General features: G+C 27.9%; 15 protein-coding genes. 7 read left to right on the top strand and 8 right to left on the bottom strand.

The window, feature by feature from the left end:
• The 3 genes from AVBRAN9333_RS01570 to AVBRAN9333_RS01560 are packed head-to-tail and all read left to right on the top strand — an operon-like array spanning nucleotide 1 to nucleotide 2,483.
• Nucleotides 1–1,389 (top strand): cation:dicarboxylate symporter family transporter, encoded by a 1,389-nt coding sequence (locus AVBRAN9333_RS01570; protein WP_336609311.1) that lies wholly within the window; start codon nucleotides 1–3, stop codon nucleotides 1,387–1,389.
• Nucleotides 1,376–1,681, top strand: a complete 306-nt coding sequence (locus AVBRAN9333_RS01565) for a thioredoxin family protein (protein ID WP_336609310.1) — start codon at nucleotides 1,376–1,378, stop codon at nucleotides 1,679–1,681. The genes AVBRAN9333_RS01570 and AVBRAN9333_RS01565 overlap by 14 nt, the downstream gene beginning before the upstream one ends.
• A 1-nt stretch (nucleotide 1,682) precedes the next feature.
• On the top strand, nucleotides 1,683–2,483 hold the full coding sequence (locus tag AVBRAN9333_RS01560) for a hypothetical protein (protein ID WP_336609309.1): 801 nt from the start codon (nucleotides 1,683–1,685) through the stop codon (nucleotides 2,481–2,483).
• Here the strand turns inward: AVBRAN9333_RS01560 and AVBRAN9333_RS01555 are convergent.
• Nucleotides 2,478–3,074 (bottom strand): peroxiredoxin, encoded by a 597-nt coding sequence (locus tag AVBRAN9333_RS01555; protein ID WP_214116319.1) that lies wholly within the window; start codon nucleotides 3,072–3,074, stop codon nucleotides 2,478–2,480. The genes AVBRAN9333_RS01560 and AVBRAN9333_RS01555 overlap by 6 nt on opposite strands.
• Nucleotides 3,075–3,446: 372 nt before the next feature.
• Here AVBRAN9333_RS01555 and AVBRAN9333_RS01550 point away from each other — a divergent pair, with 372 nt between their 5' ends.
• Entirely contained in the window at nucleotides 3,447–3,626 is a 180-nt protein-coding gene (locus AVBRAN9333_RS01550; RefSeq protein ID WP_336609308.1) for a hypothetical protein, read from the top strand.
• Entirely contained in the window at nucleotides 3,619–3,942 is a 324-nt protein-coding gene (locus tag AVBRAN9333_RS01545; RefSeq protein WP_336609307.1) for a type II toxin-antitoxin system YafQ family toxin, read from the top strand. Before AVBRAN9333_RS01550 ends, AVBRAN9333_RS01545 begins: the two co-directional genes overlap by 8 nt.
• 62 nt (nucleotides 3,943–4,004) lie before the next feature.
• Here AVBRAN9333_RS01545 and dcm read toward each other — a convergent pair whose 3' ends face one another.
• Nucleotides 4,005–4,871 carry a DNA (cytosine-5-)-methyltransferase gene (gene dcm, locus AVBRAN9333_RS01540; protein ID WP_336609306.1) on the bottom strand — a complete coding sequence of 289 codons (867 nt, stop codon included), beginning with the start codon at nucleotides 4,869–4,871 and terminating at the stop codon, nucleotides 4,005–4,007.
• Between the two features lie 285 nt (nucleotides 4,872–5,156).
• Here dcm and AVBRAN9333_RS01535 point away from each other — a divergent pair, with 285 nt between their 5' ends.
• Together AVBRAN9333_RS01535 and AVBRAN9333_RS01530 are read left to right on the top strand one after the other, a co-directional pair.
• Nucleotides 5,157–5,624: a hypothetical protein gene (locus AVBRAN9333_RS01535; RefSeq protein WP_239803155.1), complete on the top strand. Its 468-nt coding sequence runs from the start codon at nucleotides 5,157–5,159 to the stop codon at nucleotides 5,622–5,624.
• Nucleotides 5,617–5,928: a hypothetical protein gene (locus AVBRAN9333_RS01530; RefSeq protein WP_239803156.1), complete on the top strand. Its 312-nt coding sequence runs from the start codon at nucleotides 5,617–5,619 to the stop codon at nucleotides 5,926–5,928. Before AVBRAN9333_RS01535 ends, AVBRAN9333_RS01530 begins: the two co-directional genes overlap by 8 nt.
• A 297-nt stretch (nucleotides 5,929–6,225) precedes the next feature.
• Here AVBRAN9333_RS01530 and AVBRAN9333_RS01525 read toward each other — a convergent pair whose 3' ends face one another.
• The 6 genes from AVBRAN9333_RS01525 to AVBRAN9333_RS01500 form a co-directional block, all read right to left on the bottom strand.
• Nucleotides 6,226–7,044, bottom strand: a complete 819-nt coding sequence (locus tag AVBRAN9333_RS01525; protein WP_239803157.1) for a hypothetical protein — start codon at nucleotides 7,042–7,044, stop codon at nucleotides 6,226–6,228.
• A gap of 42 nt (nucleotides 7,045–7,086) precedes the next feature.
• Nucleotides 7,087–8,403: a hypothetical protein gene (locus AVBRAN9333_RS01520; protein ID WP_336609305.1), complete on the bottom strand. Its 1,317-nt coding sequence runs from the start codon at nucleotides 8,401–8,403 to the stop codon at nucleotides 7,087–7,089.
• 138 nt (nucleotides 8,404–8,541) lie between these two features.
• Complete coding sequence (ilvD, locus tag AVBRAN9333_RS01515) at nucleotides 8,542–10,245, bottom strand: dihydroxy-acid dehydratase (protein ID WP_239803159.1); 1,704 nt, start codon at nucleotides 10,243–10,245, stop codon at nucleotides 8,542–8,544.
• 42 nt (nucleotides 10,246–10,287) lie between these two features.
• The gene (locus tag AVBRAN9333_RS01510) at nucleotides 10,288–12,951 is read right to left on the bottom strand and encodes an EAL domain-containing protein (protein WP_214150050.1); all 2,664 of its coding nucleotides are present in this window, start codon (nucleotides 12,949–12,951) and stop codon (nucleotides 10,288–10,290) included.
• A complete protein-coding gene (locus tag AVBRAN9333_RS01505; RefSeq protein ID WP_214116310.1) occupies nucleotides 12,948–13,811 on the bottom strand; it encodes a cytochrome-c peroxidase in 864 nt (287 codons plus the stop codon). Before AVBRAN9333_RS01505 ends, AVBRAN9333_RS01510 begins: the two co-directional genes overlap by 4 nt.
• The gene (locus AVBRAN9333_RS01500; RefSeq protein WP_214116307.1) at nucleotides 13,804–14,160 is read right to left on the bottom strand and encodes a transcriptional repressor; all 357 of its coding nucleotides are present in this window, start codon (nucleotides 14,158–14,160) and stop codon (nucleotides 13,804–13,806) included. The genes AVBRAN9333_RS01505 and AVBRAN9333_RS01500 overlap by 8 nt, the downstream gene beginning before the upstream one ends.
• Nucleotides 14,161–14,172 lie beyond the last annotated feature (12 nt).

Below are 14,172 nucleotides of genomic sequence, written 5' to 3'. Positions count from 1 at the left end.
ATGAAAGATTTTTTCATTAACTTTTTTACACTTTCAGAGCCTTTATCAATTACTTTTGTATTAGTTTATCTAATATTATGCTTTTGGCTAAATCGTTTAGCATATACTATAAGTTTTGCAAAAAGAATGACATTGGCACTATTTTTAGGTGTTATTTTGGGTGTATTGGCTCAATATTTGGCAAATTTTCCTGCAAATTCTAAAGAAGTTTTATGGCTTGAGCAAACTAGAATTTGGTATTCTTTCGTTGTAAGTATTTTTATTAGCTTGTTAAAACTTATGATAGTTCCTATTGTATTTTTTGGAATTTCATCATCTTTATTAAAGCTTGAAGGTGGAATAAAAATTTCATCTATTCTTAGTAGAAGTATTTTTTGGCTTTTAATAACTACTGCAATTGCAAGTGCTATAGGTCTTAGTCTAGGTGTAATATTTAATCTAGGAAGTGATGTTGTAGTGCAAACTTCAAAAACTATAAAAGAAGCTAGAACCCTAAGCTCAATTTTATTAGGTTTAATGCCAAATAATATCATAGATTCTTTTGCAAATAATAATATTTTAGGAGTAATTTTAGTAGCATTTTTATTCACTCTTGGTGCAAGAAAAATAGGCACAAAAGAAGAAAATAAAGAAATATTTAGCACCTATAAAAACCTAGTAATTTTTATAAACAAAATTATTATGAATGTAATTACAAATATAATCCAACTAATGCCTTATGCTGTTGTTGCGATGATTGCAAATGTGCTAATAGCAAATGGAGTTGCAGCTATGAAAGAAGCTGGGTTATTTATAATATTAACTTATGCAAGTGGAATTTTAATGATTGTTGTATTTTCTATCATTTTAGCATTTCACGGCTTATCTCCTATGGTGTATTATAAAAAAGCGTTTGAAGTGCTATTATTAGCTTTTACTTCAAGAAGTTCAGCGGGTGTTTTACCGATTACTATTCGCACACTTCATACTAAATTAGGCGTTAGTGAAAACAATGCAAACTTCGTAGCAGGGCTGGGTGCTACTATAGGAATGAGTGGCTGTGCTGGGTATTATGTAGGACTTGTGGCTGCGTTTATTATGCATAGTGCAGGACTTAGCATTGATTTATCTAGTGCGGTTTTAATTATCATAATTACTCTTGTTGGGTCTTTAAGCATCGCAGGAATTCCTGGAATTTCAATTGTAGCAGCTTCTATTATGATTACAGGGCTTGGACTTGGGGATAAGTTTTATTTACTAGGTGTGATTTTTGCAATTGACCCTATTATAGATATGGTAAGAACTATGAGTAATGTAAATGGTGCTATGATTGCAGCGATTGCGACTGATAGCGAGTTAAAAACATTAAATAAAGATGAATATAAGGATTTAAACAATGAAAGAGATTAATTATCAAGAATATTTAGATATTAAAGATAATACAACTTGTGTTATAGCTTTTGGAGCACCTTGGTGTAGGGATTGTAAGATTGCTGAGCCGTTTTTGATAGAGCTTAGTCAAAAATATACTAATATAAATTTTTACCATGTAAATGTTGATAAAGATGAAAATATAAGAGCTGATTTGGGTATTCGCCATATTCCTACGATACTTTTTTTAAAAAATGGAGAAGAAATGCATATAAGAGTGGTTGAGCCGCACTCAATTTCTTTGATTGAAGAAGGCGTTTTAAAGCTTTAAAATGTTTAAAAATCCATCACTTAACAATGTGTTTTTACAGAGTTTTGATGGATTTTATATATATTCTAAAAATAGCGAAATTGAAATTCTTTTAAAAGAATTAGCAAATAATCTAAGCAAAAATCATCTAGTTTTATATATTTGTAATACCGATACAAAAGGCTTAAATAAAAATATTTATCACATAGATATTTTTAATGATTTAGCGATTTTACAAGTTAAAAAATTGAAATATTTTGACTATATTTTCATTGAAAATTTATCATTTTTAAAAAATATAAATTTTCCAAAAAATACAACAATTATTGCAAACGGATTTTTAAAATCAGATTTAAGACATTTCAAGGGTAAAAAAACTAGATTTTTAAGATTTATATACACTCAAGATTTTATAAAAATATTTAATCAAAATTGTGAGTTTTTGTATAATTTCAAACCCAAAAATCATAGTATTTTTAGCCCAAATGAGTTAGATTTTGATATAGATAAAGAAGTGGAATTTTATTTAAACTGCATTAAGCAAGGCTTTAGGTTTTATGATTTTAGAAAAAGTAGAAAAGATGAGATTTTTAAAGCACTTGGAGATGGCAATGTATCTTTTAATGAAATTCCGTTCGCAAATAATATTAGCAAAAAATATTTTTATATAAATAATCACAAAATTAACAAAGACTTTATACCAAATAATATAAATAATATAAAAGTAAATTTTATAAGTAAGAAAACAGAAGTGAAAAAATCAATATTTAAAAAATTATTTAATTTTAAGTGGGCTAGGAAAATCCTAGCCTTTAAATTATAGTTTTTCGCTATTGTTAGCTAGGTAATCAGCAACACCTTTTGGATCAGCTTTCATACCTTTTTCGCCTTTATGCCAGCCAGCTGGACATACTTCACCATGCTCATTTGTAAATAGCATTGTATCTACCATTCTAATCATTTCATCAATATTTCTTCCTAATGGTAGGTCATTAATTACTGCGTGGCGAACTGTTCCATCAGCGTCTAATAAGAATGAACCTCTTAAAGCTACTGCTTCATCAAATAATACATCAAAACCACGAGCGATTTCTTTTGTAAGGTCTGCTACTAATGGAAATTGAACATTGCCAATACCGCCTTGATTTACTGGAGTATTTTTCCAAGCAAAATGGCAGAATTCATTATCGCCACTAATTCCGATTACATTAATTCCTCTATCTTGGAAATCTTTAAATCTTTTATCAAATGCGATAATTTCACTTGGACATACGAATGTAAAATCTTTTGGATAAAAGAATACTACTGTTCCTTTTTTACCCATATTTTTGTATAGATTAAAATTGTTATCTATTGTATTGTTTCCTAATACAGCTGGAGCTGTAAAATCTGGTGCTTTTTTTGTAACTAACATAATTTGTCTCCTTATTAATAATTTTTATTTGTTAAAAAATTATAAATGTTAAAAGTTAATAGAGATGTTAATCATACAAAAATTATCCTAAAATAATTTAAATCAAGATTTTAAGTAATTTTATAAAAATTATAAATTAGTATTAGTTTTAAAATTATTTAATTTAAATAACTATTTAAAATATTTTTAATAAAAATTAATTTATAATATGATTTGCTTTTTCATCTATTAAACTTTTAAACTCTTTATCTTCATTATATAATTTTTGAAATTCTTCATAAGTCATCAAAACTCCTTTTAATTAAATTAAAAAGAGTTTAGCGTTTTGTAAAATCTCATTTTAGTGCTATAATTTTTACAAAAGGAGTTATTATGGCAACGATAATCATAGAAAACACCAATATTTCAAATGAAGTTTATAATGCGTTAGAAACCTTTATCAAAAACCTTGATAAAAGTGCTAATATCAAAAGAATTAATCTATTAGATGAAGCAATAAGCGGAGAATTTTATAAAGCTAGTGATATTTTAAAAGAGCTAGAGAATGAATAAAAATCAATTAATATATTTTTACGAAACACTAGCTGCTAATTTTGATGATTTGGTCGTTTTTTCATCAGTTTTTAAAAAACAACTTAAAAAACTAGAGCTTAAAAACGATGAGCTAGAAGTGTTATTAGAAGTTATAAGCACTTTAGCAAATCATAAAAGCCTAGATGAAAAATACAAAAATCATAAACTTAGTGGCAAATATTCTAAATATTATGAATGTCATATAAAGCCTGATATTTTACTCGTTTATAACTACGAAAACGGCAAATTGATTTTATATCTTTATGCGATAGGTTCGCACTCTGAATTATTCTAAAGCTTCTTTTATACTTAAAGCGATTTCTTTTATGAGTGGCACTACGACACTATTACCTGCTGCTATATAAAGTTGTGTTTTAGATATATTTTGTGGATATATATATAATCACTCGGATAGCCTTGCAGCTTAAAGCATTCTTTAGGAGTTAATATTCTAATCTTATCATCACTTGTCTTTATAAAAGGTGTTCTACCACCACCTTTACCCATACTTGCAAGTAAGCAAGGGCATACATTATCTTTATTTGTTCTAGCTTGTTTGAATGCAATAGTATATATTTTATATTTTTCTATATCTTTTACCAATTCATATCTAGTAAAACTCTCTTTTATATAGTATTTCTCATCTACTAAAGCATTAAAATCTACAAACTCATTTATACTTTTAGTTAAAGGCACTTTTCCTAAAGGCTTGTATCTTTCATAAGCTCTTTTATCTTTAAATCCGATTATAAATATTCTTTCTCTATTTTGTGGGATATTTGCATACTCTTTTGCGTTGTAAATATTTATATGTAAGTAATACCCTAGCTCTTCTAGAGTATTTTTAATAATATTTAGTGTTTTACCCTTATCGTGATTTACAAGTCCTTTTACATTTTCAAGCATAAATGCTTTTGGGGTTTTAAGCTTTATCATTCTTGCAAGTTCAAAAAAGCAATTACCATTAACTTTGTCATTAAATCCAAGCTTAAGACCAGCAAGGCTAAAGCTTTGACAAGGAAAACCACCCACTATTACATCACAATTAGGCACATTATCTACATCTTTTATATCTTTAATATCTACTTTGTGTTTGAAGTTTGCTTCGTATATTTTAGCTGCTAGTGGATTTATCTCATTTGCATAAATTATATTAAATCCAGCTTGGCTAAATCCAAGTTCAATCCCACCACTACCTGCAAAAAATCCCGCAACTTTTAGCATTTACTATCCTTTTTATTTTCAAGATAGCGTAAAGCAAAAAGTCGTTTTAGTGCCGTAATTTTTAAGCTTTTTTTGATTTTTAAACTTTCGCAAGTTGCTTGCAAAAGTTTAACAAAAAATCAAAATCAAATTTAGTGCCATAAAATTTTTAATCATTAATTAAAGTTTTTTTGATTTAATTACAAAAATGTAAAGTTTATTGAGGGAGTAGTGATATCGCATTAAGCGATATTTTTTAGAAGGTGTTTTGTTACCTTATAATGTAATGTGTAGTAGAATTAAATTATGAAAGTAGATATAATATTAAAATCATTAGCCCTTTCGCTTCTATTATGTAGTAGTTCTTTAGATGCTGAAAAGATACACGAAGTAACTAAGGTTAATGTTTGTAAAAGTGATGATGAATGTTTTGTTTTGTTAAATCAATACAAAGAAGCTTGTAATCGTTTGGAGCAGTGTTTTTTTGATTTGTTAAAAATAGGATATATTGAAAGCGATTTAAAAGATGATGCACAAGCTTGTATAGAGCAAATAAACAAAACTTTAAAATTATTTGCAGAAGATATTGTGGTAAATGATGAGTTTTCAAAAATAGATTTAAAAGCTAAATCTTTATTAATAGCTACAAAAAATTCATTAGAAACAAGATTAGATAAAGATTTGTTTGATTTTGTAGGCGATATTAGTTACAAAATGGCTAAAAGTAAAGATTTTGATATTATAGAATATGCAAAAGGCTTAGCTAATGCCTAATTCTATATCAGTTGGTCGTGGAAAAATAGCCTTAACAGAATTATTTAAAAAATATTTTAAAGAAAAGAATAAAAGCAATTTAGATTTTATAAAGAACGCTTTATGTAGTGGTGCTTTAGTAAGCTATGATGATATAAACAATTATTGTGGTTCTAGCGAATGTAAGCACAAAGATATCAATGAGGCTTTTGCTGTTTTATTTAATTATGACTTAATAGGTATTACAAATCTTATTAGTAAAGTTAAAAAATATCATAATTCTAGTGTAGAAGATTTAGAAACTTGCTTAGCTTATTTTAATTAAAGTGGTTATTTCCAAAACGGAAAATACCATAAAAATATTATTTAAAATGTTTTTAATAAAAATTAATTTATAATATGATTTGCTTTTTGCCTTAGGCTTGTTAGGGTGGAAAGGTGGTAATATGGGGGAAACAATTATTTTAATCGTTTTAATCATAGCTTTACTTAGAACCTTAAAAAAGTTCTAGTAAAGCAACTACTTTGAAAATACCTTAATCAAATTATAGTGAAGCACGGCTTAGCCTAAGCTTAAAGCAATTCACCTAACCCTAGCAAATTAGCCGTGTTTTGCTAGGGTTTACACATATTTAAGTAATTTTATTCCGATTACAAAATAATCAATCGTTAAACCTATGATAAATAATAAAACAGGACTTATATATACTAATGCCTTATGTTTATATTTTACACACAGAACTACGCCTACAATTAGCCCTAAAAAACTTACTAGATAGTTTAAAACAAATGCCTTTAAGGTGTAATAATTAAAGCTTTCTATATCGCCTACATTTACACTAAGTCCTAAGGCTTTGTCCGTTGCTATTATTTCATTTTTTGCATTTTTATTTAATTCATATTCGTTAAAATGAGATTTTATAAAGATATTAAATACTATTTCATCATAGCTTGAGTTCATCTTTAAAGCCTTATTATAATCCCTTGCATATTCATTTAGCCAAGAGTTTTTTATATTACTAGCATTTAATACTGCATAATAGCTTTGTAATTCCGATTTTAAATCACTTTCTAATCTACTAATTTTGTTAAATACAAAAGCGTTAAAATCTAGGGCGTTTTCTTTTTTTAGTGTTTTATCTCTTAAGTAATCTATGTAAGCATTAATTACTTTATGCTTATCATTTAACTCATAATGAGCGTAAAGATTATCATCGTTAATTAAGTATTCTGATTGTTCGTAAAGTTTTGAAAAATCATTTCCTGTATCGTCAGCATACTCGTTTATATTCTTGTATTTTTTACCATATTTTTTATAGTATTTGATTATTTTGTGTTTTTGTTCTTCACTCCAACCTACATCTAATTGATTAAATAATTCATCATCGCTAAAAGCAAATAAGCTACTACATATTAATAATAAATAAACTATATATTTCATTAAAACTCCTTTTATTTATATTAACATAAAAGGAGTTAAAACTTATATAGTTGCACCTGCATAAGGATTGTTATAACCAAGTCCTTTATTAGAATAATTAGTTTTTATACCTTGATAATTTGCTTTTTTAGGTTTGTTTTTGAAATAATATTCTACAGGCTTAAGGTCGTATTTTACCCCTTGTTTTATCATATTTTTTTGTCTATCATTAAACGCTGTTAATACACTATCTATTTGAGTAGTTAAGAAATTGTCAAATATCTTAGCGTTTTGCATAAGTCTTTCATCATTTTGTCCGAATAAGCTATCATCATCAACTAAAGAAGCAAATATTTCATATTGTTGTTTTAGTTTCATACTTTTTGTCTGTGCTAATACTTTTATTTGTTTTGCTACTTCTCTTAAGTTGTCTTTAACTGTTCCATATCCTAAAATATTAAGTGATTTATTAACTACATTTCCATTCCAGCCGTGCCAGTTAGCTTCTTCAATTAATCCTGCATAAGTATTCAATAGTTTCTTTTGTGCCGCTAGATTTTCTAGTTCGTTTTGTCTATTAAGTCCTTCTTCTTTACCATAAATTTGTTGCAATGCTCCTAAAGTATGTATTACTCCTACATTAGGGATATTAATATTTCCATATTGTTTTAAATTGTTTTTTAATTCATCTTTTCTTTGCTCTAATTTTATTATATTTTCTTTTTCTCCATCTTTTTTAGCTAACAATATTTTACTATCAATATCTTTTAATTCTTTTTCTAGGTTTTCTTTTGTATCGCTTATTTGTGAAACCTTGTCTAAAACTCCAAAATAATCATTCATACTATTTGCACTATTGCCACTACCTTTAGGAATAGGGTTAAAGTTATCTTCGTTTGCACGATAGCCTTGTCCTGTATATCCTAAATGCTTTTCAAATAAACGCTGTTTATCTAAGTATTTTTGAGCGTTTGCTATTTGAGTAGGGGTATCTGTTGCTAATGGGTCATTAAAAGCAGCCATTTGCATATAGTTTAAATGCTTATAATAAGCATTCTTTAAATCATCTCCTTTTAAGTTAGGAAACTTGAGTGAAAACTCATTAAAATCACTCATTACTTTTTTAGCTTCAACTTGCTCTTTGTAGGCTTGGTCTTTAAAAAACATATTTTGCTTACGCTCACTTATAATTGAATAGGTATTGCTTAAGTTTGCTTTGTGATTTTCCTTTTGCATTTTAAATATTTCAGGTTGTGTTTTTGTAGCGAATTGACTTTGTTTTAGAGTTTCCATATCGTTTGCGGTTTTTATTTGCTCTTGTGCGATTTTATCATCTTTAGTTTGTCTAGCTATATCTAAATCAATTGCACCTTTTTGCACTTGATTTTCTAGGTTCTCTGTTCCTAGCTTAATAAAATAAGAGATTTTTATTAATTTATTTAAAGTAAAAAAGCAATTTCAAATTCTACAAAAATTTCAAATACAAAACTAGGAATTTCCTTAAGAAATCCCTAAAAATTATTTCATTTCATTCAAACCATCAAGGTCTAAAACACCGCCGCTACTAGCATTGCTAACTAGCTTTTGATACATTCTAAGCCATCTTGAATTAAGCTCTTTTTTAATAGGCTTAAATTCCGCTCTTCTTCTAGCCATTTCTTCATCATCAATTAATAAATTTATAGTGCATTTAATAGTGTCAATTTCTATTAAATCTCCATCTTTAATAAGCCCTATTTCGCCACCTTCAGCAGCTTCAGGTGAGCAATGTCCTACACTAAAACCACGAGTCGCCCCGCTAAATCTACCATCAGTAAGTAATGCAACCGACGCACCTAATCCCCTACCCATAATAAGACTTGTTGGGCTTAACATTTCTTGCATTCCAGGACCACCTTTTGGACCTTCATAGCGAATTACTACACAGTCTCCAGCAACCACTTTTCCACTGCTAATCCCTGCTATTGCTTCATCTTGAGAATTAAAGCAAACACATTTACCACGGAAAACCTTATCACCAACGATACCGGCTACCTTTATTACCGCACCTTCTCTTGCGATATTGCCAAATAATACGCATAATCCACCACGCTCAGAGTATGGATTTTCAAGCGTTTTAATAGCCTTTCCATTAGGATTACTATCCTTAATAAGTTCTCCTATGCTATCTCCACTAATAGTAAGTGCATCTTTGCTAAAGAATTTACTTTTTTTACTAACTTCATTCATTATTGCATATATTCCACCACTACTTCCTACATCTTGCATATGAGTTCCTGGCAGACTTGGGCTAACCTTAGCTATATGTGGTGTATCTTGAGCGATTTCGTGCATTAATTTTAAATCAATCTCATCAGCATAAGCTTCTTTTGCAATTGCTAAAGTGTGTAAAATTGTATTTGTGCTACCGCCCATTGCCATATCACAAACAAGAGCGTTTTTTAAACTCTTATTATTTAAAATATTTCTAATTTTGTATTTTTCGCTTAGCTCTTCGCTCTTTGCAATCTCACAAATTCTTCTTGCAGCACTTCTTAATAATTCTTCTCTTTCAGAAGTTAAAGCTAAAATAGTTCCATTTCCCTTAAGTGCAATACCAAGGCTTTCCATTAAAGAATTCATTGAATTTGCAGTAAACATTCCACTGCAACTTCCAGCTCCAGGACATGCAGCACATTCAATTTCTTTTAATTTTGCTTCATCAATTTTACCTACTTCGTATTCGCCAACTGCTTCAAACGCTGTATTTAAATCAATTTGAGAACCATCTTTAAGCTTACCTGCAGCCATCGCTCCACCACTTACAAAAATAGTAGGCACATTCACTCTTAAAGCCCCCATAATCATACCTGGAGTAATTTTATCGCAGTTTGGAATAGCTATCATTGCATCTAGGCTATGTGCGTTCATAACCGTCTCAACACTACTTGCTATTAATTCGCGACTTGGCAACGAATAAAGCATTCCACTATGTCCCATAGCAATACCATCATCAACACCAATGCAGTTAAACTCAAATGGCACACAGCCGTTTTTGCGTATTTCATCTTTGATAATTTCAGCATATTTGTTTAGATAAAAATGCCCTGGAATAATCTCTATAAAACTATTACAAACCCCAATAAATGGCTTTGCAAAATCTTCATCTTTTAGCCCAACGGCTCTTAATAATGACCTACTTGGTGCCTTTGTATAACCTTTTTTAATAGTATCACTTCTCATTCTTGCTCCTTTTAATAGATTTTCAAATTCCTATTTTAAATTCTAAATAAAAATATTATGTGGTTCTTCAGGTTTGCTTAGCTCATACCCTTGAGATTTTTCTATTCCGTAATCTTGAACTATTTTTAAAATTTCTTGATTTTTTACAAACTCAGCTACAACTTCATAACCTTGCTTATGGGCAAATCCTACTAGAGTTTCAAGAACGGTTCTAGCATTATTATCAATTACTAAACTTTCAATAATTGAGCCATCAATTTTTAAGTAATCAAACTTAATTTTTAATAATCTATAAAAGTTTGAATATCCACTACCAAAATCATCTATTGCTATCTTACAACCCCTAAATGAAATTGATTTTAAGAAATTTGATAAATCATCATATTTATCAATACTTTCGCTTTCTAATATCTCAACACATAAAGCTTCTGGGCGAGAGCATTTTTCTAATCTATTTTCAAATACATCTCTAGTTTCTTTATTGATAATATCAGAGTTAGCTAGGTTTATACTAAAATTCGCATTAGGATATTGCTCTATCAAATCAAAAACCTTATTAATTACTACTTCTTGAATATCTTTATAAAGACCCACTTTTCTTGCTACATCTAAGAAAAGTCCCGGTGATACTATATTATTATGCTCATCTCTTAACCTTACTAACACTTCATAATAAGAAACTTCTTTTGTAATAGAATTATGCACACCTTGACAAACCACAAATATTTTATCATTTTCTAAAGCATATCTTATCTGACCTACTACTCTTTGTTGCTCTGCGTGTTGTTTTTCTATACTTAAACCTTCTTTATAAACACAATAAGGCTCTTTTGTTTTAATAGTCTCATAACTTGCTAAGATTGCTTGTGCAAGTCTATTAATAATCTCTTGATTTGACTTTCTAATATCACGCTCACTTGAAATTCCGATATTTAATTCTAAGTCTTTAAGTTCCATACCAGAATTTATTTTTAACTCAAATTTATTTTTTTTGCCCCGTGTAGAGTTCATTGTTTGGGTTTTAAAATGATTTTGTATCAAATCAGCTGCTGCCATAGCTTCTTCGTGGTTTTTATAAACTATACAAAACTCATCTAGTTGCAAATGATAAATACTAGTGCTTTTTAATACCTCATCGTTATTTTTCACATTTAAAGCATTTTTTAAAGAATTTGCAAAAACTTTTATAATCTCATCAATCATAATAGTTGAATAATTCAGCCTTAAATCATTGAAATTATCAATTTTTAAATATAAGAAAATATTATTTTTATTAGCTTTATCGTCTTTTAATTCCCTATCTTGTAAAGCCTGTAAAGATAATAAACCTGTTAAGCTATCTGTATCTAATTTCTTTTGCATATTATCAAGCTTGGTTTTATAATCTTTAATTTGTAAGATTTTTTTAGTTACATCAACTTTATTAATCAGCTCAATATTATCACCTAAATTTTTTCTAAATACAGAGAAAAATCTAGTTTCTTTTCTACTTGTAATATCATTTTCATTATAAGCTTGGATTTTGCTATGACTTTCTTGAATTAGCGTTCCATAATCAAACCCTTTAGCACTATCAGTCAAATCAATAATTCCATCTAATGAATCATAAAAATTCACCGCTTGTGCTTTTCTTATACTTTCACTTTGTTCGGTTGGTGCATGAACATTGAATGTAAAAGTATCATTTACATATTCAGCATATAAATTCTTTTTATTTTTTGTATTTATTAAAACTTGTTGAATTGGAGAATTTAAAAATGCTTTATATAAAATATTTAATGCACTTGTTAAATCTAGGCTATATTTAAAAATAATAAAAGTAGTAAATATTAATAAAACTGCAAAAATTGCACCAACTAAAACTAATTGGTCATTTGTCTTTTCTAAATGCTCAATTTTACTTAAAACTTGCAATTTTAATTGAGTTAAAATATTTTCAAAATCTGTGAAATTTTTAATTTCATTTTTTTCTTCGTGAAGTTTTTTCACTCCATCTAATAATTTTCTACTTAATATTAAATATGTTTTTTCATCATCAATAGTTGATATTTTATCTTCTAAAAGCTCTATGTATTCTTTATCTTTATCTAATTTGGTTTTTGCATAATTTTGTTTTAATTCAATTAATTGTGTTTTATAATCAATAATTTGTTTTGTATTATTTTCTATTAATGAGTCTAAAAACTCAATATATCCTTTTATTGAACTCACGCTAATTTTAGTAGCAAATATATACTCTAAAACATTTTGTTTTACATCAACCAATTTTGATTGAGAATAAAGCACATTAAAGCTTTTAAAATCACTTCCGCTAGTCCCTAATAAACTATTAAAATCTTTTATATATTGTTTTAATTTTTCTATACTACTTTTAATTTTTTCTTCTTCATTAGCATTTAATTGTTTATTGTTTTTAAGAATTTGAATTAGCTCATTAGTTTTAACATCAATCTCACTTAACTTCTTGCCACTATTTTCAAAATTTGCATAAATACTTGGTCTTTCTATATTTAGCATTAATTCTTGATTGTCTAACATAATTTCGTGTATATGATTATTTATATCGTAATTAATATCTATTTGATGAAGTTTGGTAAAAAATATTCCAGTGCATACAAAAATGCCAACCATCATTGCAGCAATGAAAATCTGTAAAATCTTTTGAACAAATGTTTTTATTTCTATATTTTTATATTCTCTATTCATTTCTCTTCCAAAATCTTAGGTCTTTTTCCTTCAAGTGTTTTTAAAAATTCTATTATATCATCAACATCTTTATCTGGCATAACTATGCCTAATTGACAAGCAGACATAACTCTAACAATATCTTCTAAATTATTAAATGCTCCTTGATATGTATATGGTTGGGTAATTGTAATATTTCTTAAAGTAGGCACTTTTACTTTTTTATCTTCTAATTTACAGCCTTCTGAAAAGCTAGTATTTATATCAGCAATTATATTACTTCCAAAATTACTACCATTATGACACGACGAGCAGCCATAAAAATTAAATAATTTAAGTCCTCTTTTAGCATTATCACTTATAGCATTTTTATCTCCTTTTAAATACAAATCAAAAGGAGCATCAAGAGTTATTAAGGCTTTTTCAAATTCTACCAAAACACTTACTAAATTATCATAATTAGCGGCTAATCCTATTTCATTAAACCATCTTTGATATGTTACATTTAACTTAACCCAACTATTAAATTCATCAGGCGTAATATTCATATCGTCTTTTAATGTTTGTTTAATTTGTTCTCTTAAATCAGTAATATTTGCGTCTTTAAAAAACAAATTAGAATATACAATATTTAAAATTGTTGGTGGGTTTGTTAAATTATCAGAATTTATACCAGAATTATTTGTCCCACTACCAGTAAGATTTAAATTATGACAGGTATTGCAAGATACTTTATTAGGACTTAAATTTACATCAAAATATAATCTTTTACCAACGGCAGCTAATTTTTTATCATAAGGTATGCTAGTTAAAGGTTTATATATATTCTCATCTGCAAAAGCAAAAACAATAAATACAATTAAAAATATAATCTTATTCATCATTGTCCTTGCATTCCTCACAAACTCCTTTTACCAAGACAGAATTAACTTTTAAATTATTAATTGTTGGAAACTCCAAATCTTTAGTATGATGACAAATATCACACACAAAAAGTGCATTATTACCTTTATTTATTTGATAATAACCCTTGCCATCTAAATCAATTTTATTTACCAATTTAGACTTTTGAAACTGCTCCATCGTCCTATAAAATGTAGTTTTATTTGCCTTAGTTTTAAATTCATCAAAACTCATAGGCTCTTTAGCAGCTAAAAGCTCATCTAATAATAAAATTCTAAGTTCTGTAATACCGATATCGTGCTTTTTTAATAATTTTACTGAATTCATCTCGTAAATAAT

The organism is Campylobacter sp. RM9333, assembly GCF_020137705.1.
Classification (GTDB): domain Bacteria; phylum Campylobacterota; class Campylobacteria; order Campylobacterales; family Campylobacteraceae; genus Campylobacter_E.
The sequence above is the reverse complement of the archived record's forward strand: the minus strand, read 5'-3'. Positions and strand labels throughout refer to the sequence as shown.

What these genes read in the sequence shown, in the direction of transcription:
- AVBRAN9333_RS01570 (WP_336609311.1), top strand. Translation starts at nt 1, where the DNA reads ATGAAAGATTTTTTCATTAACTTTTTTACACTTTCAGAGCCTTTATCA.
- AVBRAN9333_RS01565 (WP_336609310.1), top strand. Translation starts at nt 1,376, where the DNA reads ATGAAAGAGATTAATTATCAAGAATATTTAGATATTAAAGATAATACA.
- AVBRAN9333_RS01560 (WP_336609309.1), top strand. Translation starts at nt 1,683, where the DNA reads ATGTTTAAAAATCCATCACTTAACAATGTGTTTTTACAGAGTTTTGAT.
- AVBRAN9333_RS01555 (WP_214116319.1), bottom strand. Translation starts at nt 3,074, where the DNA reads ATGTTAGTTACAAAAAAAGCACCAGATTTTACAGCTCCAGCTGTATTA.
- AVBRAN9333_RS01550 (WP_336609308.1), top strand. Translation starts at nt 3,447, where the DNA reads ATGGCAACGATAATCATAGAAAACACCAATATTTCAAATGAAGTTTAT.
- AVBRAN9333_RS01545 (WP_336609307.1), top strand. Translation starts at nt 3,619, where the DNA reads ATGAATAAAAATCAATTAATATATTTTTACGAAACACTAGCTGCTAAT.
- dcm (WP_336609306.1), bottom strand. Translation starts at nt 4,871, where the DNA reads ATGCTAAAAGTTGCGGGATTTTTTGCAGGTAGTGGTGGGATTGAACTT.
- AVBRAN9333_RS01535 (WP_239803155.1), top strand. Translation starts at nt 5,157, where the DNA reads ATGAAAGTAGATATAATATTAAAATCATTAGCCCTTTCGCTTCTATTA.
- AVBRAN9333_RS01530 (WP_239803156.1), top strand. Translation starts at nt 5,617, where the DNA reads ATGCCTAATTCTATATCAGTTGGTCGTGGAAAAATAGCCTTAACAGAA.
- AVBRAN9333_RS01525 (WP_239803157.1), bottom strand. Translation starts at nt 7,044, where the DNA reads ATGAAATATATAGTTTATTTATTATTAATATGTAGTAGCTTATTTGCT.
- ilvD (WP_239803159.1), bottom strand. Translation starts at nt 10,245, where the DNA reads ATGAGAAGTGATACTATTAAAAAAGGTTATACAAAGGCACCAAGTAGG.
- AVBRAN9333_RS01510 (WP_214150050.1), bottom strand. Translation starts at nt 12,951, where the DNA reads ATGAATAGAGAATATAAAAATATAGAAATAAAAACATTTGTTCAAAAG.
- AVBRAN9333_RS01505 (WP_214116310.1), bottom strand. Translation starts at nt 13,811, where the DNA reads ATGAATAAGATTATATTTTTAATTGTATTTATTGTTTTTGCTTTTGCA.
- AVBRAN9333_RS01500 (WP_214116307.1), bottom strand. Translation starts at nt 14,160, where the DNA reads ATGAATTCAGTAAAATTATTAAAAAAGCACGATATCGGTATTACAGAA.